Source organism: Salinibacterium sp. SWN1162 (genome assembly GCF_015864675.1).
Taxonomy (GTDB): Bacteria; Actinomycetota; Actinomycetes; order Actinomycetales; family Microbacteriaceae; genus Rhodoglobus.
Genome location: NZ_JADYWT010000001.1, coordinates 1,170,260 through 1,196,098 on the forward strand (window position 1 = coordinate 1,170,260; position 25,839 = coordinate 1,196,098).

23 protein-coding genes and 1 tRNA gene are annotated in these 25,839 nt (G+C 60.9%); 16 read left to right on the forward strand and 8 right to left on the reverse strand.

What is annotated here, in order from left to right:
* Positions 1-22 precede the first annotated feature (22 nt).
* Both hpf and secA read left to right on the forward strand, forming a co-directional pair.
* On the forward strand, positions 23-721 hold the full coding sequence (gene hpf / locus I6E58_RS05470; protein ID WP_129071917.1) for a ribosome hibernation-promoting factor, HPF/YfiA family: 699 nt from the start codon (positions 23-25) through the stop codon (positions 719-721).
* 161 nt (positions 722-882) lie between these two features.
* Positions 883-3,702 carry a preprotein translocase subunit SecA gene (gene secA / locus I6E58_RS05475; protein ID WP_197131214.1) on the forward strand — a complete coding sequence of 940 codons (2,820 nt, stop codon included), beginning with the start codon at positions 883-885 and terminating at the stop codon, positions 3,700-3,702.
* A 101-nt stretch (positions 3,703-3,803) separates the two neighbouring features.
* On the opposite strand, the gene I6E58_RS05480 is transcribed toward secA, so the two are convergent.
* The gene (locus tag I6E58_RS05480) at positions 3,804-4,292 is read right to left on the reverse strand and encodes an Rv3235 family protein (protein ID WP_129071915.1); all 489 of its coding nucleotides are present in this window, start codon (positions 4,290-4,292) and stop codon (positions 3,804-3,806) included.
* 150 nt (positions 4,293-4,442) lie between these two features.
* On the opposite strand from I6E58_RS05480, the gene I6E58_RS05485 reads away from it, so the two are divergent.
* Positions 4,443-5,042: a hypothetical protein gene (locus I6E58_RS05485; protein WP_197131216.1), complete on the forward strand. Its 600-nt coding sequence runs from the start codon at positions 4,443-4,445 to the stop codon at positions 5,040-5,042.
* Between the two features lie 64 nt (positions 5,043-5,106).
* Here I6E58_RS05485 and I6E58_RS05490 read toward each other — a convergent pair whose 3' ends face one another.
* Positions 5,107-5,388: a helix-turn-helix domain-containing protein gene (locus I6E58_RS05490; RefSeq protein WP_129071913.1), complete on the reverse strand. Its 282-nt coding sequence runs from the start codon at positions 5,386-5,388 to the stop codon at positions 5,107-5,109.
* A 119-nt stretch (positions 5,389-5,507) separates the two neighbouring features.
* Between I6E58_RS05490 and I6E58_RS05495 the strand changes: the two genes are divergently transcribed.
* From I6E58_RS05495 to I6E58_RS05505, 3 genes are read left to right on the forward strand one after another with little or no spacing between them, the layout of a single operon-like run.
* The gene (locus I6E58_RS05495; protein ID WP_231595149.1) at positions 5,508-6,155 is read left to right on the forward strand and encodes a hypothetical protein; all 648 of its coding nucleotides are present in this window, start codon (positions 5,508-5,510) and stop codon (positions 6,153-6,155) included.
* Between the two features lies 1 nt (position 6,156).
* Positions 6,157-7,389: a regulator gene (locus tag I6E58_RS05500; RefSeq protein WP_197131222.1), complete on the forward strand. Its 1,233-nt coding sequence runs from the start codon at positions 6,157-6,159 to the stop codon at positions 7,387-7,389.
* Between the two features lie 9 nt (positions 7,390-7,398).
* Positions 7,399-8,898 (forward strand): sensor histidine kinase, encoded by a 1,500-nt coding sequence (locus I6E58_RS05505; protein WP_197131224.1) that lies wholly within the window; start codon positions 7,399-7,401, stop codon positions 8,896-8,898.
* Between the two features lie 193 nt (positions 8,899-9,091).
* Here I6E58_RS05505 and I6E58_RS05510 read toward each other — a convergent pair whose 3' ends face one another.
* Positions 9,092-9,340, reverse strand: coding sequence for a WhiB family transcriptional regulator (locus I6E58_RS05510; RefSeq protein ID WP_009772809.1), 249 nt, complete (start codon positions 9,338-9,340; stop codon positions 9,092-9,094).
* 182 nt (positions 9,341-9,522) lie between these two features.
* On the opposite strand from I6E58_RS05510, the gene I6E58_RS05515 reads away from it, so the two are divergent.
* Complete coding sequence (locus I6E58_RS05515) at positions 9,523-9,942, forward strand: hypothetical protein (RefSeq protein ID WP_197131227.1); 420 nt, start codon at positions 9,523-9,525, stop codon at positions 9,940-9,942.
* Here I6E58_RS05515 and bcp read toward each other — a convergent pair.
* Positions 9,939-10,418, reverse strand: coding sequence for a thioredoxin-dependent thiol peroxidase (gene bcp, locus I6E58_RS05520; RefSeq protein WP_129071908.1), 480 nt, complete (start codon positions 10,416-10,418; stop codon positions 9,939-9,941). The two genes, I6E58_RS05515 and bcp, sit on opposite strands and share 4 nt — an antisense overlap.
* 71 nt (positions 10,419-10,489) lie before the next feature.
* Here bcp and I6E58_RS05525 point away from each other — a divergent pair.
* Positions 10,490-10,562, forward strand: a tRNA-Lys gene (locus tag I6E58_RS05525).
* Positions 10,563-10,644: 82 nt separating this feature from the next.
* Here I6E58_RS05525 and I6E58_RS05530 read toward each other — a convergent pair.
* Positions 10,645-11,046 (reverse strand): hypothetical protein, encoded by a 402-nt coding sequence (locus I6E58_RS05530; protein ID WP_197131229.1) that lies wholly within the window; start codon positions 11,044-11,046, stop codon positions 10,645-10,647.
* A 233-nt stretch (positions 11,047-11,279) separates the two neighbouring features.
* Here I6E58_RS05530 and I6E58_RS05535 point away from each other — a divergent pair, with 233 nt between their 5' ends.
* A complete protein-coding gene (locus I6E58_RS05535; RefSeq protein WP_197131231.1) occupies positions 11,280-13,160 on the forward strand; it encodes a hypothetical protein in 1,881 nt (626 codons plus the stop codon).
* Between the two features lie 117 nt (positions 13,161-13,277).
* Here the strand turns inward: I6E58_RS05535 and I6E58_RS05540 are convergent, their stop codons facing one another.
* Positions 13,278-13,934, reverse strand: coding sequence for a M23 family metallopeptidase (locus I6E58_RS05540; protein WP_231595150.1), 657 nt, complete (start codon positions 13,932-13,934; stop codon positions 13,278-13,280).
* Between the two features lie 279 nt (positions 13,935-14,213).
* Here I6E58_RS05540 and I6E58_RS05545 point away from each other — a divergent pair, with 279 nt between their 5' ends.
* Entirely contained in the window at positions 14,214-14,975 is a 762-nt protein-coding gene (locus I6E58_RS05545) for a gamma-glutamyl-gamma-aminobutyrate hydrolase family protein (protein ID WP_197131233.1), read from the forward strand.
* A 76-nt stretch (positions 14,976-15,051) separates the two neighbouring features.
* Here I6E58_RS05545 and I6E58_RS05550 read toward each other — a convergent pair whose 3' ends face one another.
* Entirely contained in the window at positions 15,052-15,243 is a 192-nt protein-coding gene (locus I6E58_RS05550; protein WP_197131235.1) for a hypothetical protein, read from the reverse strand.
* Positions 15,244-15,392: 149 nt separating this feature from the next.
* Between I6E58_RS05550 and I6E58_RS05555 the strand changes: the two genes are divergently transcribed.
* The 3 genes from I6E58_RS05555 to I6E58_RS05565 all read left to right on the forward strand — a co-directional run bounded on the left by I6E58_RS05555 (position 15,393) and on the right by I6E58_RS05565 (position 20,713).
* Positions 15,393-15,947: a TetR/AcrR family transcriptional regulator gene (locus tag I6E58_RS05555; protein ID WP_197131237.1), complete on the forward strand. Its 555-nt coding sequence runs from the start codon at positions 15,393-15,395 to the stop codon at positions 15,945-15,947.
* A 126-nt stretch (positions 15,948-16,073) separates the two neighbouring features.
* On the forward strand, positions 16,074-18,977 hold the full coding sequence (locus I6E58_RS05560) for an MMPL family transporter (RefSeq protein WP_197131239.1): 2,904 nt from the start codon (positions 16,074-16,076) through the stop codon (positions 18,975-18,977).
* Entirely contained in the window at positions 18,974-20,713 is a 1,740-nt protein-coding gene (locus I6E58_RS05565; RefSeq protein ID WP_197131241.1) for a YhgE/Pip family protein, read from the forward strand. The genes I6E58_RS05560 and I6E58_RS05565 overlap by 4 nt, the downstream gene beginning before the upstream one ends.
* A 29-nt stretch (positions 20,714-20,742) precedes the next feature.
* Here I6E58_RS05565 and I6E58_RS05570 read toward each other — a convergent pair whose 3' ends face one another.
* Complete coding sequence (locus I6E58_RS05570) at positions 20,743-21,576, reverse strand: hypothetical protein (protein ID WP_197131244.1); 834 nt, start codon at positions 21,574-21,576, stop codon at positions 20,743-20,745.
* Between the two features lie 198 nt (positions 21,577-21,774).
* Here I6E58_RS05570 and otsA point away from each other — a divergent pair, with 198 nt between their 5' ends.
* The 3 genes from otsA to ilvD are packed head-to-tail and all read left to right on the forward strand — an operon-like array spanning position 21,775 to position 25,814.
* Complete coding sequence (gene otsA, locus I6E58_RS05575) at positions 21,775-23,289, forward strand: alpha,alpha-trehalose-phosphate synthase (UDP-forming) (RefSeq protein ID WP_197131247.1); 1,515 nt, start codon at positions 21,775-21,777, stop codon at positions 23,287-23,289.
* On the forward strand, positions 23,253-24,083 hold the full coding sequence (otsB, locus tag I6E58_RS05580) for a trehalose-phosphatase (protein WP_197131250.1): 831 nt from the start codon (positions 23,253-23,255) through the stop codon (positions 24,081-24,083). Before otsA ends, otsB begins: the two co-directional genes overlap by 37 nt.
* A gap of 27 nt (positions 24,084-24,110) precedes the next feature.
* The gene (gene ilvD, locus I6E58_RS05585) at positions 24,111-25,814 is read left to right on the forward strand and encodes a dihydroxy-acid dehydratase (RefSeq protein WP_197131253.1); all 1,704 of its coding nucleotides are present in this window, start codon (positions 24,111-24,113) and stop codon (positions 25,812-25,814) included.
* Positions 25,815-25,839 lie beyond the last annotated feature (25 nt).

Sequence of the window (25,839 nt, forward strand, 5' to 3'; positions counted from 1 at the left end):
GCATTATTGCTAGGAGGTCGCCGTGGAAATCACCGTCAACGGACGAAATGTAGGAGTCACGGATCGTTTCCGTGAGTACGCGATCGAAAAGTCTGAAAAGGTCTCTCACTTGGCCGAGAAGGCGATCGCCTTCGAGATCAAAGTGACGCGACACCACGAAACCAAAGGTTCCAGTGGAGACGACCGCGTCGAGTTGACGTTGATCGGACCAGGTCCGCTTGTTCGAGCGGAATCTGCTGGTTCAGATAAGTATGTTGCTTTTGATCTGGCTATGGCGAAGCTCATTGAGCGCATTCGCCAGTCGAAAGATCGCAAGAAGGTTCACCGCGGAAACCACCGCCCCACGTCACTCCGTGAGGCGAGCGCCGGTGGATTCGCTGTTGTCGACATCACGCCCGCTAGTCCCGAAGTGATCGAAAAGGTCGCGACTGGAGCGGTGCCGATTCAGGATGAGGCGCCGGAGCCCGGCGACGAGGACTACTCGCCCGTCGTTATCCGACGCAAGGTATTCCCCTCGAGTCACATGACAGTAGAGGAGGCTCTGGATCACATGGAACTGGTGGGCCACGACTTCTTCCTCTTTGTCGATAGCCAAACCGACCGTCCGAGCGTCGTGTACCGCCGCAAGGGCTGGGATTACGGCGTAATTGGTCTCGAAGAAGAGGCCGACGACGCAGTTCAGGGTGGTCGCTCGCGCAAGCGCAAGGCGGCCAACGGCTAAGTACACCAAGTTTTTGGCTTGGAGTTGATACGATTACGAACCGGTAACGCGGCTGTGCGCTGATTGCACGCACCGCGTTACCGTGACGTAAGCGTCTAAAAGACTGCGCTTCGTCGAGCAGTGCCAGCGTCGGACCCGTCCGACAAGAATGGGAGTATTCGGTGGCGAATGTTTTAGAACGCGCTCTTCGCGTAGGTGAGGGTCGACTTCTTCGACGCTTGAAAGCCTACGCGCAGGCGGTCAACCATCTCGAGGATGACTTCAAGACCCTCACTGATGACGAGCTAAAGAACGAGACTGTAGAGCTGCGTGAGCGCTACGCCGCGGGGGAGTCGCTCGACGACCTGCTGCCCGAAGCGTTCGCAGCCGTGCGCGAAGCGGCAAGCCGCACCCTCGGTATGCGTCACTTCGACGTTCAGCTCATGGGTGGTGCTGCGCTTCACTTGGGCAACATTTCCGAGATGAAGACGGGTGAGGGCAAGACTCTCGTCGCGACGCTTGCGGCCTACCTCAACGCTATTGCGGCCCAGGGCGTTCACGTTATTACGGTGAACGATTATCTGGCGAGCTACCAATCAGAACTCATGGGGCGTGTATTCCGTGCCCTCGGCATGACTACCGGCTGCATTATCTCCGGTCAGACGCCGCTCGAACGCCGCGAACAATACGCGGCAGACATTACGTACGGAACCAACAATGAGTTTGGTTTCGACTACCTGCGCGACAACATGGCGTGGCAGGCAAGCGACATGGTGCAGCGCGGTCATTACTTCGCTGTCGTTGACGAGGTCGACTCGATCCTTATCGACGAGGCCCGTACCCCGTTGATTATTTCTGGCCCCTCGTCAGGCGAGGCCAACCGCTGGTTCACCGAGTTCGCGAACCTCGCGAAGAAGCTCGACCCAGAAACTGACTTTGAGGTCGACGAGAAAAAGCGCACTGTCGGCGTTCTCGAGCCCGGTATCGAAAAAGTCGAGGACTACCTCGGCATCGACAACCTCTACGAATCGGCTAACACCCCGCTGATCTCGTTCTTGAACAACTCGATCAAGGCTCGCGCGCTTTTCAAGAAAGATAAGGACTACGTCGTGATGAACGGCGAAGTGCTCATCGTCGATGAGCACACCGGTCGTATCCTGGCTGGCCGTCGCTACAACGAAGGTATTCACCAGGCGATCGAAGCGAAAGAGGGCGTAGCGGTCAAGGCTGAGAACCAGACGCTGGCTACCGTCACCCTGCAGAACTACTTCCGCCTGTACAACAAGCTTTCGGGCATGACCGGTACTGCTGAGACTGAAGCGGCCGAATTTATGTCGACCTACAAGCTCGGCGTCGTTGCTATCCCGACCAACCGTCCGATGCAGCGCATCGACCAGTCCGACCTCATCTACAAGAACGAGCAGTCTAAGTTCGAGCAGGTAGTCGCCGATATCGCTAAGCGCCACGAACTTGGCCAGCCAGTGCTTGTCGGAACAACCAGCGTTGAGAAGAGCGAACTGCTTTCGCGCATGTTGGCTAAGAAGGGCGTCAAGCACGAAGTGCTCAACGCCAAGAACCACGCTCGCGAAGCAGCGATCGTCGCGCAGGCAGGTCGATTGGGTTCTGTCACGGTCGCCACGAACATGGCTGGTCGTGGAACTGACGTCATGCTCGGCGGAAACGCGGAGTTCTTGGCTGTGGCCGAGATGAATGCACGGGGCCTCAACCCCTCGGAAACTCCCGAGGAATACGAAGCCGCGTGGGATGACGTGTTCGCCGAGGTCAAAACCGGCGTAGAGAAAGAAGCCAAGAAAGTCATCGACGTTGGTGGGCTCTATGTGCTCGGCACCGAGCGCCACGAATCTCGCCGCATCGACAACCAGCTGCGTGGTCGTTCCGGTCGACAGGGTGACCCGGGCGAGAGCCGCTTCTACCTGTCTCTTCAGGATGACCTCATGCGACTCTTCAACAGCGGTGCTGCTGAAGCGTTGATGGGGCGATCGTCGGTACCCGATGACCTCGCTATCGAATCGAAGGTCGTCAGCCGCGCCATCCGCAGCGCTCAGTCACAGGTGGAATCACGGAACGCTGAGATTCGCAAGAACGTGCTCAAGTATGACGATGTTCTGAATCGTCAGCGTGAGGCTATTTATGGTGACCGTCGCCACATTCTCGAGGGAGATGACCTTAAGGATCGCGTTCAGCGCTTCCTGAAGGACGTCGTCACCGAGGTGGTTGATGTTCACACTGCCGAAGGTCATTCAGAAGAATGGGATTTCGAAGGGCTCTGGGCCGAACTGAAGACGATGTATCCCGTGGGGATCAGCGTCGATGAGGTTCTGACGGAGGCTGGCTCGCGCGGCAAGATGACGAGTGCGTTCCTCACAAAGGAAATTCACTCGGATGCAGTGATTGCGTACGAGCGCCGAGAACAGCAACTGGGCGAAGCGGCAACGCGCGAACTCGAACGACGTGTTGTGCTGAGTGTGATCGACCGCCGTTGGCGCGATCACCTCTACGAGATGGACTACCTGAAAGACGGAATCGGACTGCGAGCGATGGCTCAGCGCGATCCGCTCATCGAATACCAGCGCGAAGGCTTCGCGTTGTTCCAGACGATGATGGGGCAGATCCGTGAAGAAACCGTCGGGTTCCTCTTCAACCTCGATGTCGAAGTGAATGGCGGCGGGGAAGCTACGACGGTTCAGGCCCGTGGCCTTGACGGAGCGAACGCTCCCGCGGCTCAGCTCAGCTACTCCGCGCCAAGCGCTGACGCGTCGGGTGAGGTCGAAGTGCGTAACGACCGCGGCCAGGTCGAGCGCGCAGCGACAGCTCAAGCGCAGCAGCGTCAAGCGAGCCAGGGTGCACCGCAACAGGCTCAACCCGCAGCTCAGCCGCAGTCGAACGAGCGCGGTGCGTTCGGACAGCGTGCGGAGGGAGCGGAACCTGAGGCTCCCCTCAACCGTTCGCAGCGTCGTGCGCAAGAAAAACGTAAGAAGTAACTCCGAAGTAGCCTCGCTCTAGAGGTTAATCGTTAACAACGGATGCCCCGCTCACTCAGTGAGCGGGGCATCCGTTATTTGTGCGCTGTAGGGGTGTGAGGCTACAGAACGTTGATCGCGGTGGCGCGCCAGCGCTTGTCGAGGCCTTCGAGGCGCACGGCGACAGCGCGAGTGCGGGCACGACCGCGAACAATGACAACGGCTTCGATAGCGCCATCGCGTGGTTCGCAAATTCTGATTGAGCCCATAGTGAAGCTGGGGCGCGTCACAGGCTGGCCTTTCGCCCGGCGGGCGCGAGCCGAAAGGACTACGCGCTTGAGCAGGTGCCGATAGACATCGTCGGTGACCCAACGCGCCATCTGATCCAAGTCTCGAGCGCCGGCGAGCACCTCGATTACGCAGCGCGTGAGGTTCTCGACGAGGGGCGCGGGGTCGGGTAGCTCTGCGCTGGAGGTCGGCTGGTGGCCGAAGAATTCGTCGGGAACGAAACGTGGCCGAATGACTTTAGAAGGCAGTGTGCCAGTGCGCGGGCGCAGCTGCGGGGGTAAGTCCACACTCGGTAAGGAGGTGCGAAGGGGCTCGGTACTCATGATCTCCCGGGTAAAAGGTCAAGACGGCGACGTTCACCCCCTTAAGGGGGTAGACCACACTTAATCAGCATCCGGACCAAATGTCTATGACTAAAGTTCAATTGTGGATAACAATCCGGAGTCAGCGGGTGGCATTAGTACCGTCAGTCCATGCGCTGGGACAATCTGTTTGACGACCTCGAGAGTCAGCTTGAGCGCGAAATAACGGCGGAGGATCTCGAGGTCGATGCCGAAGAAGAGCGTTTGCGCTTGGGGCGGCTGAGCATCCGGGATCGCATCGTGGCTCTTCACGAGCGCAGCACGACGGAGTCGCCACTGACGATCGCCGTGATGCTCACCACGGGGGCTCGGGTGGCGGTACGCCCCGTAATTGTCGGTCGTGACTGGATGTCCGCCGATATCGTCGACGAAACGGGGCGCCCGGCGCAGTGCATCATCCCGTTCGCTGCGCTCGCAGGTATCTCGCTGGGGGCACGTCACATCACGCCGAGCCTCGCTACTACTGCGTCTACGGGGCACCCGAGTCTTTCGCAGCGATTGAGCTTGAGCTACGTCTTACGTGACCTGTGCCGGCGACGCCGAGCGGTCACGCTGCTGCTGGCGACGGGAGAAGTGCACGGCACGATCGATCGGGTGGGCCGCGATCATCTGGACATCGCTGTGCACGAACGCGGAGCGGTGCGACGGGAAACGGCGGTTTCGGAGTATCGCCTAGTGCCGTTCGCGAGCCTTGTCCTAGTGCGGCCGTAACTTCGTGCGACCGTAACTTCGTGCCGCCGTAACTCGGTGCGGCCGAAACGCTAGAGCGCGAACGTTAGCGCTTGCGCGGTTCTCCGAAGTTCACTTCTGTAACCGTGGCGATATCCGATTGGTTCCAGAGGCTCATGCGCCGAGTCTCTTCATAGAGAGCTTCAATATAGGACTCGAGAATTGAGTTCTCGATACGCCACTGGCCCTTGCTGCCGACCTTGATGGCGGGCAGTTCGCCCGAACGCACGAGCTCCAGAACCTCGTGCGGAGAGACGCTGAGCACTTCGGCAGTATCGGCCAAGGTGAGAAATCTCCCGAGGCCTTCTGCAGGGGTGATCGCGTTCATGCATCGATTATGCGCGCACGAAGCTGGGAATGGGGCTTGTGTGGATAACTATGGCGCCACACCCGAGGCGTGGCGAACGATGGTGCCATGATCAAGACCCGACTTGTGGAGCGCGCTCGATGAGCCGCCGTTCCGGCCGTACTCAGTCCCAAGCTCGTGCGCGAGCGTTTGTTCTCGACCCGCGACTTGCCATTGGCGTCGTGCTTGTGGCGGCATCCGTTGTGGGTGTTGTCTCGCTGGTGGCCGCGACTGATGATTCAATCGAGGTTTATGCCGCGGGGGCTACTTTCACTCCCGGTGACCGCGTGCTGAGTTCGGATCTCGTGGTGCGCAGTGTCAAACTCAACGAGGCGGCCGACCACTACATCGTCCGGGGCGAGCTTCCAGAACAGGGATTCGTCGCGACCCGCTCCATTGAAGTGGGGGAGTTGGTGCCGACCTCGTCTTTGGGCAGTCATGACGGCCTTTCACTCACTTCTGTAGTGGTGGCGCCCCAGAGTGGCCTCTCCGCTTCTGTCGCTCCCGGAGCTTCGGTAGATGTGTGGGCGAGTCCCGAAGACGACAACGGTCAGTACGCTGCACCCGGTGTGATCATTTCTGGGGCGGTCGTCGTACGGCTGCTCGACGATGATTCTTTGGTCTCGTCTGCTCAGGGCAGCGCCATCGAGCTGCTGGTTCCTCGTTCGCGAGTTGCCCGTTTACTGGAAGCGATGGCTAACGGTGATGTGCTCTCCGTAATCCCCGCCAACCTCCCGGCGGAGGGCTAGCATGACCGCGTTCGCTCTCGCCATGCCCGTGACTCTGGAAGACCAGTTCGCCTTCGACGCCGCTCAACACGGCCACGAGATCGTGTTGCGCGCAGTGAGCGCGCCCGAGTTGGCGTCTCGTATTGCCGGGGCCGATGCCGATGTCGCTCTCGTTGCGGCCGAGGCTCGCTACTTGACCGACCGGCTAATCGCGTCGTGCGATCAGGCCGGAGTACGCCTGATTGCCATCGCAAGCAGTGACCGTGAGCAGCGCTACGCCAGCGACCTCGGTCTCTTTGACATAGTGGATGCCGCAGCGGGTTGGGGTGGGCTGGAGGCCGTGCTCTCCCAAGCTCCGTGGGGCGCACAAACGTCGGCGGGTGAGCGCGCCGCGCTGGGCCAAGTGATAGCGGTGTGGGGTCCTGGCGGGGCGCCGGGGCGAACATCCATAGCCATCTCAGTTGCGGCGGAGCTCGCTGCTCTGGGCTACCGGGTGGCGCTCGCCGACGTAGACACGCACGGGGCGTCTGTTGCCCCCGCTCTCGGCATGCTCGACGAGGCGCCTGGCTTCGCGGCTGCGTGCCGGCTAGCGGGCACCGAAACTCTCACCTCCGAAGAGCTCGAACGAATCGGCCAGCGGTATGAATCGCCGGTGGGGTCGTTCTGGGTGCTGACCGGAATCGGTCGTCCGAGTCGCTGGCCGGAGCTCTCCTCTGAACGGGTCGGCACCACGATCGCTCAATGCAGGCAGTGGGTCGACTACACGGTGCTCGACACCAGCTCGAGTCTGGAAAATGATGAAGAGATCACGAGCGATCTCTTTGCCCCGCGAAGAAATGCGGCTGCGGTCACAGCGGTGCGCGCCGCCGACCACGTAATCGCTGTCGGCGCCGCTGACCCGGTGGGGCTGGCACGGTTTCTGCGGGCACACGTTGATTTACTCGAGACTGTGTCGACGCGCAGTGTGAGCGTCGTCATGAACAAGATTCGAGTCAGCGCCAGCGGAATGAACCCGCACGGGCAAATCACTCAGACACTCTCGCGGTTTGGTGGCATCGAGCATCCGATTCTCGTGCCCCACGATTTGCAGGGCTTTGACGGTGCAGTGCTCAGCGGAAAAACTCTCGTAGACGCGGTGCCGCGTTCGAGCGCACGGGCAGCGATTCGTGACTTAGTGGTCTCGAGGCTTGTGCCGGAGCAGCAAGAACTGGCGCCTCGCAAGTCATTGTTCGGCAGGATGTTGGCGCGCGGGTAATCTGTAAGGGTGTCGACACTCAGTGATCTAGTCCAAGAACAAGGCCGCTCCAGTGAGGCGGACATCGAATGGCTGCACATGCTTGTCGGGGACTGGCAACTTCTCGCCGACCTCGCATTTGCGGACATCGTGCTGTGGGTGCCGAGCGACGATAACCAGTTTGTTGCCGTAGCGCATGCTCGTCCCAGCAGCTCGGCCACCCTCTTTTACCGTGACTTCGTCGGGCAACAGATCAAACCCGAGTGGCTCGCTCAAGTCACCGAAGCGTACGAAACCTCGCGCATCGTCGATACCGCTGCGCCCGCCTGGTACGAAGAGACGCCCACCCGCGTGCGGGCGGTTCCCGTGCTACGTCGGCTCAACGCCACAGGTAATGCCACGACAGAAACGCCCATCGCCGTTATCACGCGACACACTAACCTGGGCGATGCTCGCACGCCGTCCCGTCAAGAGCTCACCTTCAACGGCTGTGCAAACGACCTGTTCGCGATGATTGCAGCGGGAGACTTTCCCGACATGGGAGCCCCTGCCGCGCCGCGCCGGGGTGCACCCCGTGCCTCCGACGGCCTCATCCGTCTGGATGTCGACGGCCTCGTCACCTTCGCTAGTCCGAACGCTCTGTCAGCGTTCAACCGCATCGGCTTCTCCGGCGAACTCGAAGCAGAATCTCTCGCCGAGGTCACCACAACTCTGATTGCCGGCCAGCCCGAAGTGGATGAATCCCTTCCGCTGGTGGTCACCGGTCGCGCACCGTGGCGCACTGACATCGAAGCGCGCGGCGTGACGGTGTCGCTGCGTGCCATCCCCATCCGGGATCGCGGCGAACGGGTGGGAGCGATCGTGCTGTGCCGCGATGTCACCGAGGTTCGGCATCAGGAGCGCGAACTGATCACGAAAGACGCCACGATTCGCGAGATTCACCATCGTGTGAAAAACAATCTGCAGACTGTAGCGTCGCTGTTGCGTATTCAGGCTCGTCGTACGCACAGCGAAGTGGCGCGAGAGGCCCTCGGCCAGGCTATGCGTCGGGTCGCAGCGATCGCTGTCGTGCACGACACCCTGTCCGAAGGCCTGAACCAAAACGTTGACTTCGATGTGGTCTTCCACCGAGTGTTGAAGCTGATCGCAGAGGTCGCGTCGAGCCACAACACCACGGTTCACCCCACGTCGGTGGGTAGCTTCGGGGCTCTACCCAGTGAGTACGCAACGCCGCTAGCGCTGGCGCTCACGGAGCTTGTAACAAATGCCGTTGAGCACGGGCTCGCGGGCAAGGCGGATGGCACGGTCGAGATCGATGCGCGACGAACCGCCGATAAGTTGACGGTTCAGGTGCGCGACAACGGCGTTGGCCTCGGAGAAGGCAGAGTGGGCGAGGGGCTCGGCACGCAAATCGTGCGCACGCTGATTCAGGGCGAGCTCGGCGGGACTATCGACTGGCACACCCTCATGGGCAGCGGGACCGAAGTGACGATCGACATTCCCCTCACGTGGCTCACGCGCGCTAAGTGAGCCGTGCGCCCGGTAGGCTGCGCACGGCGCTGCAGATCCGGTAAGCGCGCTTGCGGCAGCACCTGCCGGAGACAAAGCAAAGGCCGATCGGAACGAAGATCGTCACCCCATGTTCTCGGGATGATGCGAAGTATCGTGGCCGACCGGCCTGCTGTGTGAGCTACAAAATAGGGCTCGGAGAGAGTGTGGCTTCTTAGGAAGCGCGGCGTGCGCGAGCAGCGCGACGCTTGAGAGCGCGACGCTCGTCTTCGCTGAGACCGCCCCAGACTCCGGAGTCTTGGTTGGTTTCGAGGGCGTACTGGAGGCACATTTCGGTGACCGAGCAGCGACCGCAGACAGCTTTCGCTTTTTCGATCTGGTCAACGGCCGGACCGGTGTTTCCTACCGGGAAGAAAAGCTCCGGGTCAGCGGTGAGGCATGCAGCGTTATCGCGCCAGTCCATGTGTTGCTCCTTACAGTGTGTTGCGGTGCTTGAGCGCGCAAAAAAATTGCCCTGATCGGCGTCAAGCTTGAGAAATTGTGTGGGTCTCGCTCGCAACACTGGGAGCCAGAAATCAACCTCAACTAGAATCGCATATCGGTAAAGCCAAAGCAATGGTTTTTCAGCGATTTAACGGGGAGCGAATGGTAGACGAACTTGTCCCAGAAGAAAAAACGGGACGTCATCATCCGTATCTTATTGCTCTCGCGGGAGTGATCTTCCTTGAGAGTGCCGTGCTTTTTGCTGCGCTCGCGTATCTGATTTTCGAGTTGGGGGCTGAGACGCCGCAGTCCTATCCCAGCGCAATCGCGCTCACTGTACTGACAGCGATTGCGGCAGTGTGGGTCGCCGTGATCGGTATAAGCACGCTCAGAAATCAAGCGTGGATCCGGGGCGCGGCCGTGGTCTGGCAGGTGCTGCAAATTTCAGTCGCTATCGGTAGCTTTCAAGGCGTGTTCGCCCGCCCAGACGTGGGGTGGTTGCTGTTGACGCCGGCCATCGTGGTGTTGGTGCTGCTGTTTACCAAACCGGTTCTGGAAGCAACCACCCATCGCGACGGTTAGTCGAGTCCGAGCTTCTTGCGCAGCGAAGCAACGTGCCCGGTGGCCTTCACGGCGTAGAGGGGGAGCGAGATGGTTCCCTGTTCATCGATCACAAAAGTGGAGCGGATGACGCCAACAACCTGCTTGCCATAGAGGTTCTTTTCACCCCAGGCTCCATACGCTTCATGCACCTCGTGATCGGGGTCGCTGAGCAGCGGAAAGGTCAGTGCTTCCTGCTCGCGAAACTTGGTGAGCTTCTCGGGAGTATCGCGAGAAACACCGAGCACGACGTACCCCTCTGACTGCAGCGAACCAAGCTGGTCGCGGAAGTCACACGCCTGCTTCGTGCATCCGGGAGTCATGGCTGCAGGATAAAAATAAAGAATCACTTTCTTGCCGGAAAAGTCGCTCAGGGACACCAAATTACCGTCCTGATCAGGCAGTGTGAAGCCCGGTGCAGGGGTACCGTTGGCAAGTCGAGAAGATTCAGTGGTCATTGTGCTCCTTAGTCGCTTTAACTCATGGTAACGTTGTTCCTCGGTTGCCCTGAGAGGGAAAACCAAGCCACGCACCTCTAGCTCAATTGGCAGAGCAACTGACTCTTAATCAGTGGGTTCCCGGTTCAAGTCCGGGGGGGTGCACAGCAAGAAAACCCCCGTGATCATTGTGATCGCGGGGGTTTTTGGTTTTAGGGCCCGAACGCTGCGGGCTGCGCGCGGATCTCTACCAGGCCCAGTCGATATCGCCCGTCGCTGTCGAGGTCAGTGCCCGCAGGCGGTCGCGTGCGTCGACATCTCGGGCCGAGCGCGGAATCGGCACCGCGGCGTCGTTTTCGTCGATGCAGACGGCGCTCAATGGCGTTTCCCGGGTCGCGGCGCGCCCGTACGTCGACGCTAGAGAGTCCAGCGGTACCGCTGCGGCATTTTTGGGGGCGTACAGTGCGCGGAGAACCCTCGGTTGCGAGGCGAGTCGACCGGCATCGAGCCGCACCGCCGGGACGCGAATGCAGCTGACATTGACGTGGGGCGGCACGCGTTCCGCGAGCGCGACGGCTGTCATCGCCTGCGCGAGCGTGGAGTGGCAATACGCCTTAGTTGGGCTGTACCACCGCGATGAACGAGACACCGTCGTCTAGTGTCCTCCTTTTGGGGGACATGATATCTTCTGAGCACTACTAGTGCGGCGATGGCTGCACAACCCGAAGGCGAGAAAGTAGGTGGTGCCCGAATCACTTCCAGCGACGCAATTTACCCCCGTAAATGAGCTCGCACTCCCTTTCCTGAGCCGATGGCGGCCCCGATTCTGCAGTTGCGTGCGGATGCGTCGAAATGCATTCCTCCTGCAGAAAGCTGCCCATCATGTCCGTAAAAAAACTACTGGCAGGCGTTGCCAGTCTCACCCTCACGACCGGTGCTTTTTTTGGTGTTTCGGCCCCGGCCTTCGCCGACGATAGCTCTCTCGATTCAGATCCCGTAGCGACTCAAACCATCGCGGATGTTCCCGCCAATCAGGGCGGCGAACCCGCTCCGAGCGTCGAGCCGGCATCGCCCGAACCGAAGTCTGATCCCGAAGAGCAGGTGCCTGCCGCATCCGAGGTGCCTGCCGAACTCGCCCCCGCTCAACCCGCGCCTTCGGTCGAGCCGGCGCCTGTGAACGCTGCGGTGACAGAGGCTGCCCCCGAAAGTTCTGCCGCTGATCCTGAAGAGCTGGCGAGCGAGCCGGCGGATGCTGAACCCGAGGCAGCGCCTGAGTTTGCTGCGCGGTCAGTGCAACCCGAGTCGCAATCCCGCCCTCAGAGCGACAAAAAGGTGTGGGTGTGCAAGTTCGTGGCCAGCGAGAACTCACCCTCGGGCTACCGACTCAAGCTGGGCAAGCAGCCGATTCACGTCAGCAAGAACGCGCTCGGCAGCGACGTCAATACCGCCGGTGACTTCAACGATCGACAACCATCGTTTGTCGTGGCTGAAGATGATTCAAGCCTGTGTTCTCGCACCGTGGTAACCGTCGACGAGGAGGTTGTGTGCCCCAGTGATGACGGCGCTGGCGTCGTGAACATCACGACTTCAACGACCCTGTTCTATGGGACGAAAGTAGTAAAGTCCTCCCAAACGACAAGTACGCGTCACTTGACGGAGAAGGAATTGGCCGAGTGTGAGCCGCCACCCGTTGAGGTCTATGTTTGCCAGTTCGTTCCCAGTAAGAGTCATCCCAGCGGCTGGGTACTTGCGCCAGGCACTCAACCTGTTTTGATGTGGGATGACGCCCTTGAGGGCGTGGTCAACGCGACCGGCGACTTCGACCCCGAGACTCCGTCGTTCATCGTCGCGAGCGACGACAGCGCTTTATGTGCCTCGAAGACTGTGGAGCGTTCAACAGCGATTGCGTGCCCTGCGGGGGATGACGACGGCTTTGCGACGACGACCATCGTGCGCTCGTTCTTCTATGGGTCGATCAAAGTAAAGGAGCGCACCGTGGAGAAGGTGCGGGAACTCACAGAGGACGAACGCGCTGACTGCCCCGAGGTCGGCGGCGACGTGATCGCGACGGCCGCAGTGAGCTTTGTTGACGCGACCTGCGCTGCTCCGCAGGAGTTGGTTCTTGGTTCGCTCGTGAACGCGGTGTGGGGTGCGGTTACTGACCCTGAAGGGGCCGACGACTACAGCGTGACCGCGACGGCGATCAATGGCGCACATTTCCCCGAAATGGTTGACGGGGCCCTGATTGCGGAGCCGATCACGACGCTAACGTTTAGCGGAGTGCTCAACCCGCAGCTCGACGCCGGTGACCCGGAGTGCGAAGTAGTCATGCCACGGCTGGTCCTCCCTGTCGTGTCATTTACGCAAGCTACGTGTGATGTCGACGCAAGCTACACGCTCGGCGCAGCGGACGGCTACGACCACACGCTCGTTACCTTCACGGTCAATGGAGAGCCGGGCATCCTGTCTGGCACCTATACCGTCAAGGAATCTGGATCAGTGGCGGTCACCGCTGATCCCGTGGAGCCGAATGAGCTTGAAGCTGACTGGAGCGATCCCGCGGCATTCGAGTTCGTCGCAATAACCACTGAAAATTGCGTTCTTCCCAGTGCGGTCACCGCGCAACTTCCGACGCTGCCGACTTTGGCATACACCGGCGGTGGCGGAAGCTCGGCCGGGTGGTGGCTTGTGCCGCTGAGCATGATCGTGCTCGGTGGTGCGGCGGTCATCGTTCGACGCCGAATGGATGCGGACGCTCTGTAACCGAGAGTGGAAGCGCTGTGGCCCCGACACGAGTGTGTGTCGGGGCCACAGCGGCGCAGGCGAACCGGCTCGACGCCGGCGGCTGCCCGAGCTCAGGTCAGCGGGTGCGGTCGATCGTTAGGGCAGCCACGGCTCGGGGTCAACTCGAGTGTCGAAGACGTAGACCTCGAAGTGGAGGTGGGGGAAGGTCGAGTATCCGGTGCTTCCGACCGAACCGAGAACGGTGCCCGCCGCTACCCATTGCCCGGCAACAACGGCTTGTGAGCCTTCGATCATGTGCCCGTACAGCGTTTTAATCCCATTGCCGTGATCGATGATGACGTGGCGGCCCCAGCCACCACCGTCGGTCACGCTTTCCACTGTTCCCGGGGAAGCGGCGATAATGTCGGATCCTTCAGGGGCCATGATGTCGATGCCGCCGTGGAACTCTCCACCGTCGCGGTAGCCGAAGCCGTCGTTGATGGGACCATCGGCGGGAAAGAGCTCGAGCGTGCCGGTGAGCCCTGCTGCCGTCACGACGACTTGCTGCTGAACCTGCTCGACGTCGAAGCTATCGCGAACAACGGGAGCGGGAGCGCTGGTGCCGGGGGAAGCAAAGGTTTGAATATCGTCGGCGGGGGTGTCACCGGGGCCGGTGCCGACGGCGGGCGCTTGGGCGAGCAGCGTGGCATCCGCGGTGTACACGTCGTCATTCACTATGGGGAACACGGCTGCCGGTACCGTGCCGCCGATAAGGATCGCCCCTATGGCGAGCATGGTAATTGGTCGTTTCAACAGCGTTCCTTGGTTGTGGTCAGAAAGTTGTAGCTGAATCCGGGGGAAGGCACCATCTGGTTGTGGCTTTACGCTCAGGGGGTGTGAGCGACGTAAAAGCCGAATGGGGCGGATTGCAACGCACGAGCCGAAACCGCTTCGATGCGGTTAGACAGGCTAGTGAGACCTAAAAAATAACGAACAAACCTGAGAACGGTACTCAGGAACCAACAATTTACTGCCCTCGCCCTATATCCTTTGGGGGCAAACGTTCTGTTCTTTCGATGGGGAGGGGTCCGCATGGGCACCAGTTCACGTCCAATTATCGGCCTCACGTCTTACCTCGAGCAGGCCCAGACTGGCGTGTGGGATCTCCCGGCATCGTTCTTGCCCAAGATTTACTTCGAAGCAGTGACGGATGCCGGCGGAATCGCCGTACTTCTGCCGCCACAGCCCGTCGATGCCGAGATCGCGAGCTCGCTTATGCAGGGCCTCGATGGCCTCATTCTCACCGGTGGCAAGGACGTTGAGCCGGCCCGTTACGGTCACGAAGCGCATCCCACCACCGACGTACCGCGTAAAGATCGCGACGCTTTCGAAGACGCGCTGTTGCGCGCGGCAATTGACGCCAACGTGCCGTTTCTGGGAATCTGCCGGGGAGCTCAAGTGCTGAACGTTTCGCTGGGCGGAACAATCATTCAGCACCTTCCCGATGTCATCGGTTCCCAGCGCTACGGAGCGGGCGGCGGCACGTTCCTTGTGAACGATGTCGCGGTCGAGCCGGGCAGCACACTCGCATCATTGCTGGGGGGCGACAGCACTATTGCGGTGAAGTCGTACCACCACCAGGCGATTGGTGACCTTGCCGAGGGCCTCGTGGTCTCGGGCCGCGGCGATGACGGCGTAATTCAAGCGGTCGAGCTTCCGAGCGTCGATTTTGGTGTGGCGGTGCAGTGGCACCCCGAAGAGGATGCCAAACACGACGCGCGCCTGTTCCGCGGCATCGTAGACGCGGCCGCCCGGTATCGCGCCCAGAACGACCGACACGCTCCGAAGGCCTAGGGCGCTCCGACCGTCGACCAGCGACTAGCGCGGCGACGACCGCCGCGGCAACGGCGCTGCGGAGATCTGCTCGCGGTTAGTTCTCGAGTTCGTAGGAGTCTTGCGCTTCTTTGGCGATAGTGCCGACCGCGATGGCGACAGTGATGCCCCAACTGATCCACATCAGAATGAGGCGCCAGTCGCGCGGGCCCTGCTTCGTGGTCTGGTAGATGCTCCAGCCGCCAGCGACCGCACTGAGGAGACTGCCGTTGAACAAGTATTTGCGCATTTTTCCTCCGGGGTTGGGTGCCTTAACGGTAGCGTGAGATGCTGGGTGCGACCAGCGACTGGCGCCCGAAAGTGGCTCGATCCCTGCAACTGCGCTGGGAAATTAGTCGCAATTCCCTAACTGACCGATCGGTCAGTTAGTCTCAAGTGGTGTCTAGTCAACAAGAGCTGCAGCGCATCGCGCTCGCCGAGTTCGCCATCGCCGGCTACACCGGCACCTCTATTCAGCGAATTGCCGAACTGGCCGGCCTCTCGAAATCCAGCGTTCTCTACCATTTCACGTCGAAAGAGGCCCTGCTCGAAGCCGCGGCAGGCCCCGCAGTGGGACGCCTTGATGAGCTCGTAAGTCGACTCGAGACGAACGGAATCAACGCCGAATATAGAGCAGCTTTCATCGAGAGCTTCGTGGACTTCATCTTCGACTGTCGACAAGAGGTGCATCTCTTTATCAATCAAGGACCCTCGCTCGTGGGCCTTGCGGTCATTGACCGCGCCAACGACACCGTTCGACGTCTGGTCGAATGTTTCGAGGCCCTGACATCAAATCCACGCGACAAGATGCGCTTTGGGATTGCCCTCGGCGGTTCGGCATACATGCTCTGCACGGCAGACAACCTCGCAATGCCGATCGAGTCTGACGAAGAAACTCGTCGGGCGCTCGTGGAGATCATGAGCGAGCTTCTCGCGCCCGTTCGCGCTGACTAGACGCGACGCCCGGCGTCAGCAAAACGAAACTTCACTAGCCGAAACACCAGCACCAGCACCAGCACCAGCACCAGCACCAGCACGACTGCATTTCACCACTGCACAGCACCCAGAACCGGAGCACCCGTGGCAACTCTTCTCTACCGACTCGGTCGATTCTCATACCGTCATCCGTGGCGCGTTCTCGTGGTGTGGCTGCTGCTCGTGGGCGGAACCCTCGGCGGCGGCATCGCGCTGGGCGGGCAAACTCAGGAATCATTCGAGATTCCCGGCACCGAGTCACAGGCGGCCCTTGACCGGCTCGAAGCGGTCTTCCCCTCCGTGGCAGGAGCATCCGCCACGGCAGTGATCGTCGATGAGGATGGATCGCGCATTGAGAACTCCGAAACGGTGATCGAAGCGATTACGGCCGCCATTGACCGCATCGACGGAATCGACTCGGCGGTGAGCCCCTTCGATGAGTACGCCGGCAAGGCGATTTCGGATGACCACAGCATGGCCATCATCCGGGTGCAATTCGAGGGTGTGGCAACCGACGTGACGGAGGCGACCCTAGAGGAACTCATCGACACCGCCACGATCGGCGAAGATGCCGATCTGCGCGTCGAGTTTGGCGGCCAAGTCTTTCAAGACACCTCCTTTGGTCTCACTGTCACCGAAGTGATCGGCGTCGTCTTCGCCGGACTCGTGTTGGTGATCACCTTCGGATCGCTGCTCGCTGCCGGCATGCCACTGCTCAGCGCCCTCATCGGAGTGGGAATCGTGATGGGCCTCATCACGACCCTCTCCGCCTTCACTACGGTATCGAGTTCGGCACCGCTGCTCGCACTCATGATTGGGTTGGCGGTCGGAATCGACTACGCCCTGTTCATTGTGTCGAGGCATCGAGCGCAACTCGCGCACGGCGAAGAGCCTGAAGAGTCGGCTGCGATGGCAGTCGGCACCGCCGGTAGCGCCGTGATCTTCGCCGGAGTGACCGTCATCATTGCGCTGCTCGGATTGCTCGTCGTTGGCATCCCGTTCCTGAGCGTGATGGGTATCGGCGCCGCCGTCGCAGTCTTCATCGCGATGGGAGTTGCCACAACACTGTTGCCTGCCCTGTTGGGGCTGGCGGGAGCGCGGCTGATCCCCAAGACCGGCTCTCGGGCGCAGCGACGTTTCACGGCATCCGCGGATGAAAGCCGCAGCATGGGAGCGCGCTGGGTGCGTGGAGTGACCAGGCACCCGTGGTTGGCGACGATCGCGGTCGTGGCAATTCTCGGTACGGTCGCGATTCCGGCCGCTAGTCTCACGCTGAGCCTGCCCGATGGTGGTTCAGAGCCCGAAGGGTCCACGCAACGCGAAGCGTTCGACCTCGTCACAGAGGGCTTCGGCCCCGGCTATAACGGGCCACTCGTTGTCGCGCTCGACATCACGCAAACAATCGACATTCAGGATGATCTGGAGGCGATCGCGGCTGACCTCGAGAAGTTGGATGACGTTGACTTTGTGTCGCAGGGCTTCCCCGATGAGGGGCTCGACACCGCGATCATCCAAGTGACGCCGTCGAGTTCTCCTGATTCGGAACAGACGAAAGCGCTCGTGCAAAAGATCCGTGATCTCGCTCCAGAGCTAGAGCGCACGTACGACATCCCGATCTTTGTGACAGGCACCACCGCGATCGCTATCGACATCTCGAACCGACTCAGCAACGCGCTGGTGCCCTTCGGGCTGATCGTTGTGGGGCTGTCGATTCTGCTGCTCATGATGGTGTTCCGTTCGGTGCTGGTGCCGATCAAAGCGGCCGTCGGCTTCTTGCTCTCCGTCGTCGCGTCGTTCGGTGTCGTCGTTGCGGTCTTTCAATGGGGATGGCTCGGTGACCTGATCGGCGTTGATAACCCCGGCCCCATCCTGAGCTTTATGCCCATCCTGTTGATGGCGGTGCTCTTCGGCCTCGCGATGGACTACGAGGTGTTCCTCGTTTCCGGGATGCGCGAAGAGTTCGTGAAGACCGGCAATGCTCTCGCCTCGGTACGCCATGGTTTCGCGAGCAGTGCCCGAGTCGTCACGGCCGCCGCGCTCATCATGTTTTTCGTCTTCTTCGCTTTTGTGCCAGAAGGCAGCGGAACGATCAAACCCATCGCCCTCGGACTCGCCGTCGGTATCGCGTTCGACGCGTTCCTGGTGCGGATGACGCTCGTTCCCGCCCTCATGACGCTCTTCGGTAACGCCGCCTGGTGGCTGCCCGCCTGGCTCAACCGGTTGCTTCCCAACGTGGACATCGAGGGAGAGCTATTGCGTGAGCATCGTCGCGAACTGGAATGGGCCTCCACTCAGTCCGCGCTCTCGATGAGCTCTGAATACCTTGTCGCAGGTACTGCCCAGCACGGGCTCGGTCCGATCTCGCTCGCAGTGCCCCGTGGTGCCGTCGTGATTGCATCGGGGGACCGCCACGACCGACGCATCATGGGAGCCACACTCTCGGGCATCCTGCCTCCCGTCTCGGGAATGGTGCAGGTGCTCGGGTACCCATTGCCGTCTCACTCTGATGAGGTGAACAAGAGAGTTGCTCTGTCAGAAATCGGGGGAACGCCGTACAGCGAAGATGCTGCCTCGATGGATGCCATGCTGCGTGAGCGCATCGAGATGACGCAGCCTTGGAAGCGAACTCCGCACACCTCGACTGCCGTTGCTGCCTGGATTGCGCGCGTCAACGGCGTGCTCTCTGAGGTGACCACTCGCCGCACCATCCCGATCGCAGCCGACACCAACGTGAACGCGCTGCCCCAATTGGAACGGTCGGTGGCGCTCGCCGCTATCGGCTTGGCCGAGGGGACGGAGATCGTTTTCTTCGATCGTTTCGATCAGTTTGCCGAAGCGGAGGATGAGGCAGTGTTCCTCACCGCCGTCACGCGACTGGCTGACCCCGGTGTGACCATCCTGTTCGGTACCGGCAGGCACGTCACTGCTGCCAGCGAAATTGATCACGGCGAACGAGCCGTGATCGTCGTCGATCTTTATCTGCTTGCCCCGGAAGGACTCCTTCGATGAGCACCTCATACCCCACAGCCATTCCACGTCGACGCTGGTTGACCATTAGCGGGTTCGTCGCTGTTGCGCTCCTCCCGCTCGCGTTCACCGGGCTTTTCGTCGCCGCAGCGGGTGATGGCGAAAGCGCGATCGACAACATTCCGGTAGCGCTCGTGAACAACGATGAGCTTCAAACGACGACTACGGCCGAGGGCGAGGAACAGATCGTCTTTGCGGGCCGTCAGTTGGTGACGGAGCTGACGGGTGCCGATGGCTTTGAATGGACCATCACGAACTCGAACGACGCCGAAGACGCGCTCGCTCGCGGTGATGTGTACGCGATTCTCACCGTGCCGACCGAGTTCTCTGAATCGATCCTGTCGCTGTCGACAGACGCCCCTTCGCAGGCCCAAATTTCGATTCGTACGGACGACTCACACAGCTATCTCACCGGTTCCGTCGCACAGGTCGTGGGCCAGTCGATGACCGATACCTTCGGTCGCGCGATTACTTCGCAGTACATCGACGGTATTTACGCGAGCGTGGGCGAGCTGGGCGGAGCACTCTCTGACGCGGCTGACGGGGCGACAGAACTCGCGGATGGTGCCAGCGATTTCTCTACGGGGCTCGAGAGTTACACGGAGGGTGTCGGTTCCCTCTCGTCTGGACTCGCAGATCTCAACTATGGTGCGGGCAATCTTGACGGGCTCACCGCCGGAGTCGACGAGTACACCGCCGGTGTCTCGCAGCTTGCCTCGACGCTCGCAGCGATTAACCCCGCCATTCAGGCGCAAATCACTGATCCGCAACTCAAGGGCACGCTTCAGGCTGTTGTCGATGGCCTCAACCAGGCCTCCGCGGGTGGCGGGTCGCTGAAGACCCAAACAGCGGATGCCGTCGGCGGCATTCAATACGGAATCTCGCAGAGCGCGGCTGGCGCCTCTCAGCTCGCTGACGGATCAGGGGAGCTCACGACCGGAGCCACCGCGCTCACCTCGGGCGCGAAAAAGCTCGCCACGGGACTGAGCGAGGGCGCTGCTCTCGTGCCGACCGCGGATGACTCCACCGACACCACGACGAGCGCCGACATTGCGGCCGAGCCAATCACGCTTTCTGTCACGACAGACAACGAGGTGTCGGAGCCGGCACAGGCAATCGCGACCTTCTTCATCCCACTCGGGCTCTGGCTGGGGGCGCTTGCCGTTTTCCTAGTGCTGACGCTGCCGTCATATCGTTCGCTGGCATCCACAGCGAGAAATGGACGGATTGTGGCGGCGACGCTGGTGCGAGCATCCATCGTCACCGTCGTGCAGGCGGTGCTGCTCGTGCTCTTGCTGCACGTTGTTGTCGGCGTCGACTGGGCCCTTGCTCCGGCGACGGCAGGGTTCGCGCTCCTGATGGCGCTAGCTTTCGCCGCGTTCCACTACTTCTTGATCGCAGCGCTCGGGCGTGGTGGGCTCGTGATTTCGCTCTTCTTGCTCGCGATCCAGCTGACCTCCACCGGCGGCGTTTATCCGATCGAGGCCCTAGCGGCACCGTTCCAGGCCGTGAGCCCATTCTTGCCACTGACCTATGCCGTTGAAGGGATGTACACCATCCTTTCGGGCGGAAGCCCGGCGTCTGCGATCACCGCTGCTTTCGCTCTGCTCGCTCTCGGTCTCGTGAGCGTCGTGCTCTCGGTCTTCGCCGTGAAGCGGATACGAAAATCGGCCGCCACAGGAGCGATCCTGTCGGCGGCCGATTCTCGTGCTCTCTAGCGAGAGCGACGGGTGATGCGAAAGAGTGACTAGCTGAAGAGTCCTTCGCGAATGGTGTCGCGCAGGTCGACGAGCTCGGGGTAGTCCTCGAAGAAGCGCAGTTTCTCATCGACGATCGTGTCTCCGTTGGGAAGTTCGTCGGCAAGAACCCACTCGGCGAAGACTTCAGCGGCGTCTTCGCTGGGAATCGTAGCGGCGTAGTCGGTCACGAACTCTTCGGGGGTGTAGCGCTCTTCCTTGTCCTCCTCGGTTTCAGCTTCGAAGTCGTCGAGGCTGAAGTCGGGCCAGAATTCGCTGTAGTACGCAAATAGGTAGGAGTCATCGAACGGGCAACCGTCGATTTCGGAGTACACCGGGCAATCGGCGACGGTCGACTCGTCTTTGGGGATCTGGTCTTCGCGCAGCGTGATGAGGTGGGCGAACTCGTGGATCATGGTGCGGTCTAGTACGTCTGCGTCGACCGATCCGCTGGTATCGAGAGCAAGGTACGTCTCGCCATCACGAACACCGTTGGGCTGCATCGCGCCATCCGTGCCACCCGACTGGTCGGCATCGATCGCGACGAACATCGTGATCTCGGGGTGGAGGTCGGCGGGGAAGAGTTCATTAAAGCGGTCCCACACAGCAAGCTGGTCGGCGGGTGCATCACCGAGAAGTTCGGCACCGTCGACGTCGTAGGTGCCGAGCACGAACAGCGTGTCGTCGTCGACGGCGTCGAGGTCGATGGTGGCCGCTGCGCTCTCTTCTTCGACGGCGGGAGCGGGATCGGCGGCAGCGCAGCCGCTGAGCGTAAGTGCGAGGAGTGCTGCGGCGCCCATCAGCAGAGTTGCTGGAGCAGGACGCCGTGCAGGAAGGAAGGTCACGAAGATCTCTTTCAGGTGTTCGGATCGCGAAGCAGCTTGACTAGCTGAACGCACTCGCGTCGCCACGAGCAAAAGTGAGCCTAGCGCGCAGCCGACTCTGGCTCAGGCAAGCCGATGTCTCGGTTCTGTCACAGGAAAGAAATGGTCTAGTAACGCGATCTTCAGCCGTATTGCAGACCTCGCTGCTAACTTAGCTACATGACGGAATCACAGAAGAATTCTTCTCCCGCTGAATATGACTTCGTGGTGGTTTCGAACCGGCTTCCCGTGGATTGCACGGTCGAAGACGACGGATCCCTCACGTGGAAGCGCTCACCCGGCGGTCTCGTTACCGCCCTCGAGCCGGTCATGCAGAAGGCCGATGGTGCGTGGGTTGGCTGGGCGGGCCGCCCCGATCTCGACATTGAGCCGTTTCACCAAGACGGCATCCAGATCGTGCCAGTGCCTCTCAGCTCGCAAGATATCGAGGAGTACTACGAGGGTTTCAGTAACGACACTCTGTGGCCGCTCTATCACGACGTTATTGCCCCGCCGGCCTACCACCGTGAATGGTGGGACGACTATGTTGCGGTCAACCAGCGGTTCGCGGATGCCGCGGCCGCGATTAGCGCCGAGGGCGCTGTTGTGTGGGTTCAGGACTACCAGCTCCAGCTCGTGCCGCGCATGCTGCGCGAACAACGACCCGATCTCACCATCGGTTTCTTCAACCACATTCCCTTCCCGCCCTACGGCATTTTCGCGCAGCTTCCATGGCGCACGCAGATCATTGAGGGCATGTTGGGGGCGGATGTCGTCGGCTTCCAGCGTTCGGCTGACGCCTCAAACTTCTCCTCTGCCGTTCGGCGCCTGACGAATCACCCCACCAAGAACCCGGCTATTGAGGTTACGATTCCGGGGCAGCCCACTCGTCGCGTCGTGGCGAAGGCATTCCCGATTTCGATCGACTCTCGCAGCTTTGAAAAGCTCGCCCGGGATCCCGCGATTCAGCAACGAGCCCGCGATATTCGCAAGGGTCTCGGGAATCCGAAAACTGTGATGTTCGGCGTTGATCGCCTCGACTACACGAAGGGTATTCGCCACCGCTTGAAGGCGTATGGCGAGCTCTTGCGTGACGGCTCGCTTGAAGTGGGCGATGTCGCTCTCATTCAGGTAGCGAGCCCGAGTCGTGAACGCGTCGAGGCCTATATGCACTTGCGCGACGAGATTGAGCTCACGGTTGGTCGTATTAACGGTGAATTCAGCACGCTGAGCCACTCGCCGATTAACTACCTGCATCAGGGGTTCCCCCGTGAAGAGATGGTGGCGCTGTACCTCGCCGCTGACGTCCTGTTGGTGACCGCGCTGCGTGATGGCATGAACCTCGTGGCCAAGGAGTACGTCGCGGCGCGCTTCGACAACGACGGCGTGCTCATCCTGAGCGAATTCGCGGGGGCCTCAGAAGAGCTTCGCAAGGCACTACTTGTTAATCCGCATGACATCGACGGTTTGAAAGACGCGATGATGAAGGCCATCAACATGCCCAAGGCTGATCGGGCACTGCGGATGCGTTCCATGCGCAAGCGTGTGCTTGAACACGATGTGGAGCGCTGGTCGAATGCGTTCCTCAAGAACTTGGCGGCGACGCGCTCCGATCGCCACCGCCGTATTGCTCCGCTAGAAATGGCCGAAGAGGTCGAGTGGACTATCGAACGAAAGCGAGTCAAGAAGCCGTGACCTATTCGACTGCGTCCGAGATTGAGGCGGCCATTGAGCAACTCGTCACGGCCCGCACTTTGCTCATTGCTCTCGACTTCGACGGCACGCTGGCGCCCGAGGTCGATGACCCGCTAGAGGCACGCGCCATTCCTGCCGCGCAAGAACAATTGTTGCGGATGATCGAGCTCGCCGACACGCGAGTGGCACTGGTGTCAGGCCGCGCAATCGACAGCCTCGAACATGTAGCTCACCTCGGTGACCGCGTGCTTTTCGGCGGATCGCACGGGCTCGAGTACCGGCTCGACGAGGGTGATTCTCCCTTGCCGATGAGCGCCGAGAATACCGCTGCTCTCGAACGACTCGACGCGCTCATACACGAACTCGCTGATAGCGCCGAGGGCGCGTGGGTAGAGCTCAAGCCTGCTGGCCGCGCTCTGCACGTGCGTATGACGAGTGCCGAGGATGCCGAGCGGCTGACGAACGCTGCGGTCACGAGAGTCGAGACCGAGATTCCTGGTCTCACGACGCGCTTCGGTAAGAACATTGTGGAGTTCGCCATCCACGACGCCGACAAGGGCGATGCGATCACACGCCTGCGTGAGTACACGGGCGCGGATGCCGTTTTCTTCGCTGGCGATGACACCACTGACGAAGATGCGATTGTTGTTCTCGGCCCGAACGACCTCGGAGTTCGAGTGGGAGATGCTCCTTCGGCCGCGCAGCTGAGAGTCGCGGGAACCACGGAAATTGCACAAATTTTGGCGATTCTGGCTGATCGACGGGAAGCCGTGGTATCAGCGCGGACAAACTGAGGTTTCGCGAAGCCCTAAACTCGAAGCATGTCTGAGAGCAATTCGATCGATATCAAGCCACGTTCACGCACTGTCACTGACGGAATTGAAGCGACAACGTCGCGCGGAATGCTCCGTGCGGTGGGCATGGGAGACGCGGACTGGGAAAAGCCGCAGATCGGTATTGCGAGCTCGTGGAACGAGATTACGCCCTGCAACCTCTCGCTTGACCGCCTGGCGCAGGCAGCGAAAGAGGGCGTTCATGCTGGCGGGGGATACCCGCTGCAGTTCGGCACCATCAGCGTTTCCGACGGTATCTCGATGGGCCACGAGGGAATGCACTTCTCACTCGTCAGCCGCGAGGTCATCGCTGACTCGGTTGAGGTCGTCATGGAGGCCGAGCGCCTCGACGGTTCCGTCACGCTCGCCGGTTGCGACAAGTCGCTCCCGGGCATGTTGATGGCGGCAGCCCGCCTCAACCTTTCCTCCGTCTTCCTTTACGCCGGTTCGATCGCTCCGGGCTGGGTCAAGCTCAGCGATGGCACCGAAAAAGACATCACGATCATTGACTCGTTCGAGGCTGTGGGCGCAGTCAAGGCTGGCCGGATGACCGAAGCCGATGCCAAGCGCATCGAGTGTGCCTTCGCGCCCGGCGAGGGCGCCTGTGGCGGTATGTACACGGCCAACACCATGGCAAGCGTGGCGGAAGCGCTGGGCATGAGCCTTCCCGGCTCGGCGAGCCCCGCATCCGCCGACCGTCGTCGCGACTACTTCGCGCACCGTTCGGGCGAAGCCGTTGTCAACCTCTTGCGCCTCGGCATCACTTCGCGCGACATCATGACCAAGAAGGCATTCGAGAACGCCATCACGGTCGCCATGGCCCTCGGCGGTTCGACGAACGTTGTGCTGCACATTCTTGCTATCGCCAGCGAAGCTGAAGTTGAGCTGACCCTCGACGACTTCAACCGCATCGGTGACAAGGTTCCGCACCTTGCTGACCTCAAGCCTTTCGGTAAGTACGTCATGAACGACGTCGACCGTCACGGCGGACTTCCCGTGCTGATGAAGGCACTGATGGAAGAGGGCCTTATCCACGGTGACGCGCTCACAGTGACCGGCAAGACCGTTGCCGAGAACCTCGCCGAGATGGACATCGACCCTCTCGACGGCGAAGTTTTGCGCACCCTCGACAACCCCATCCACCCCACCGGTGGCCTCACCATTCTTAAGGGATCGTTGGCTCCCGAGGGTGCTGTGGTGAAGACCGCCGGCTTCGACCTTTCGGAGTTCGAGGGGCCTGCGCGCGTCTTCGAACGCGAGCGTGAAGCTCTGGATGCTCTCACCGCGGGCACCATCAAGGCCGGCTCGGTTGTCGTCATCCGGTATGAAGGCCCCAAGGGCGGCCCCGGTATGCGCGAGATGCTCGCGATCACGGCGGCCATTAAGGGCGCTGGACTTGGTAAAGATGTACTACTCTTGACGGACGGACGATTCTCAGGCGGCACAACCGGACTGTGCATCGGCCACATAGCTCCCGAAGCAGTAGACGCAGGTCCTATTGCCTTCGTGCGCGATGGTGATCTGATACGGGTCAATATCGCAGCTCGCTCGCTCGACTTACTTGTCGACTCCGCTGAGCTCGAAGCTCGCCGAAACGGCTGGGCCCCCCTTCCTCCGCGTTACACGCGAGGCGTTCTTGCCAAGTATTCGAAGCTTGTGCAGTCCGCCGCTCGCGGCGCGGTCACCAGTTAGCGCTCGCTCACCATTCGACTTAAAG

Bases quoted from the DNA above. Each gene is read 5' to 3' on its own strand.
- I6E58_RS05480 (WP_129071915.1), bottom strand. From the start codon at position 4,292: ATGAGTACCGAGCCCCTTCGCACCTCCTTACCGAGTGTGGACTTACCC.
- I6E58_RS05485 (WP_197131216.1), top strand. From the start codon at position 4,443: ATGCGCTGGGACAATCTGTTTGACGACCTCGAGAGTCAGCTTGAGCGC.
- I6E58_RS05490 (WP_129071913.1), bottom strand. From the start codon at position 5,388: ATGAACGCGATCACCCCTGCAGAAGGCCTCGGGAGATTTCTCACCTTG.
- I6E58_RS05495 (WP_231595149.1), top strand. From the start codon at position 5,508: ATGAGCCGCCGTTCCGGCCGTACTCAGTCCCAAGCTCGTGCGCGAGCG.
- I6E58_RS05500 (WP_197131222.1), top strand. From the start codon at position 6,157: ATGACCGCGTTCGCTCTCGCCATGCCCGTGACTCTGGAAGACCAGTTC.
- I6E58_RS05510 (WP_009772809.1), bottom strand. From the start codon at position 9,340: ATGGACTGGCGCGATAACGCTGCATGCCTCACCGCTGACCCGGAGCTT.
- I6E58_RS05515 (WP_197131227.1), top strand. From the start codon at position 9,523: ATGGTAGACGAACTTGTCCCAGAAGAAAAAACGGGACGTCATCATCCG.
- bcp (WP_129071908.1), bottom strand. From the start codon at position 10,418: ATGACCACTGAATCTTCTCGACTTGCCAACGGTACCCCTGCACCGGGC.
- I6E58_RS05535 (WP_197131231.1), top strand. From the start codon at position 11,280: ATGTCCGTAAAAAAACTACTGGCAGGCGTTGCCAGTCTCACCCTCACG.
- I6E58_RS05545 (WP_197131233.1), top strand. From the start codon at position 14,214: ATGGGCACCAGTTCACGTCCAATTATCGGCCTCACGTCTTACCTCGAG.
- I6E58_RS05550 (WP_197131235.1), bottom strand. From the start codon at position 15,243: ATGCGCAAATACTTGTTCAACGGCAGTCTCCTCAGTGCGGTCGCTGGC.
- I6E58_RS05565 (WP_197131241.1), top strand. From the start codon at position 18,974: ATGAGCACCTCATACCCCACAGCCATTCCACGTCGACGCTGGTTGACC.
- otsA (WP_197131247.1), top strand. From the start codon at position 21,775: ATGACGGAATCACAGAAGAATTCTTCTCCCGCTGAATATGACTTCGTG.
- ilvD (WP_197131253.1), top strand. From the start codon at position 24,111: ATGTCTGAGAGCAATTCGATCGATATCAAGCCACGTTCACGCACTGTC.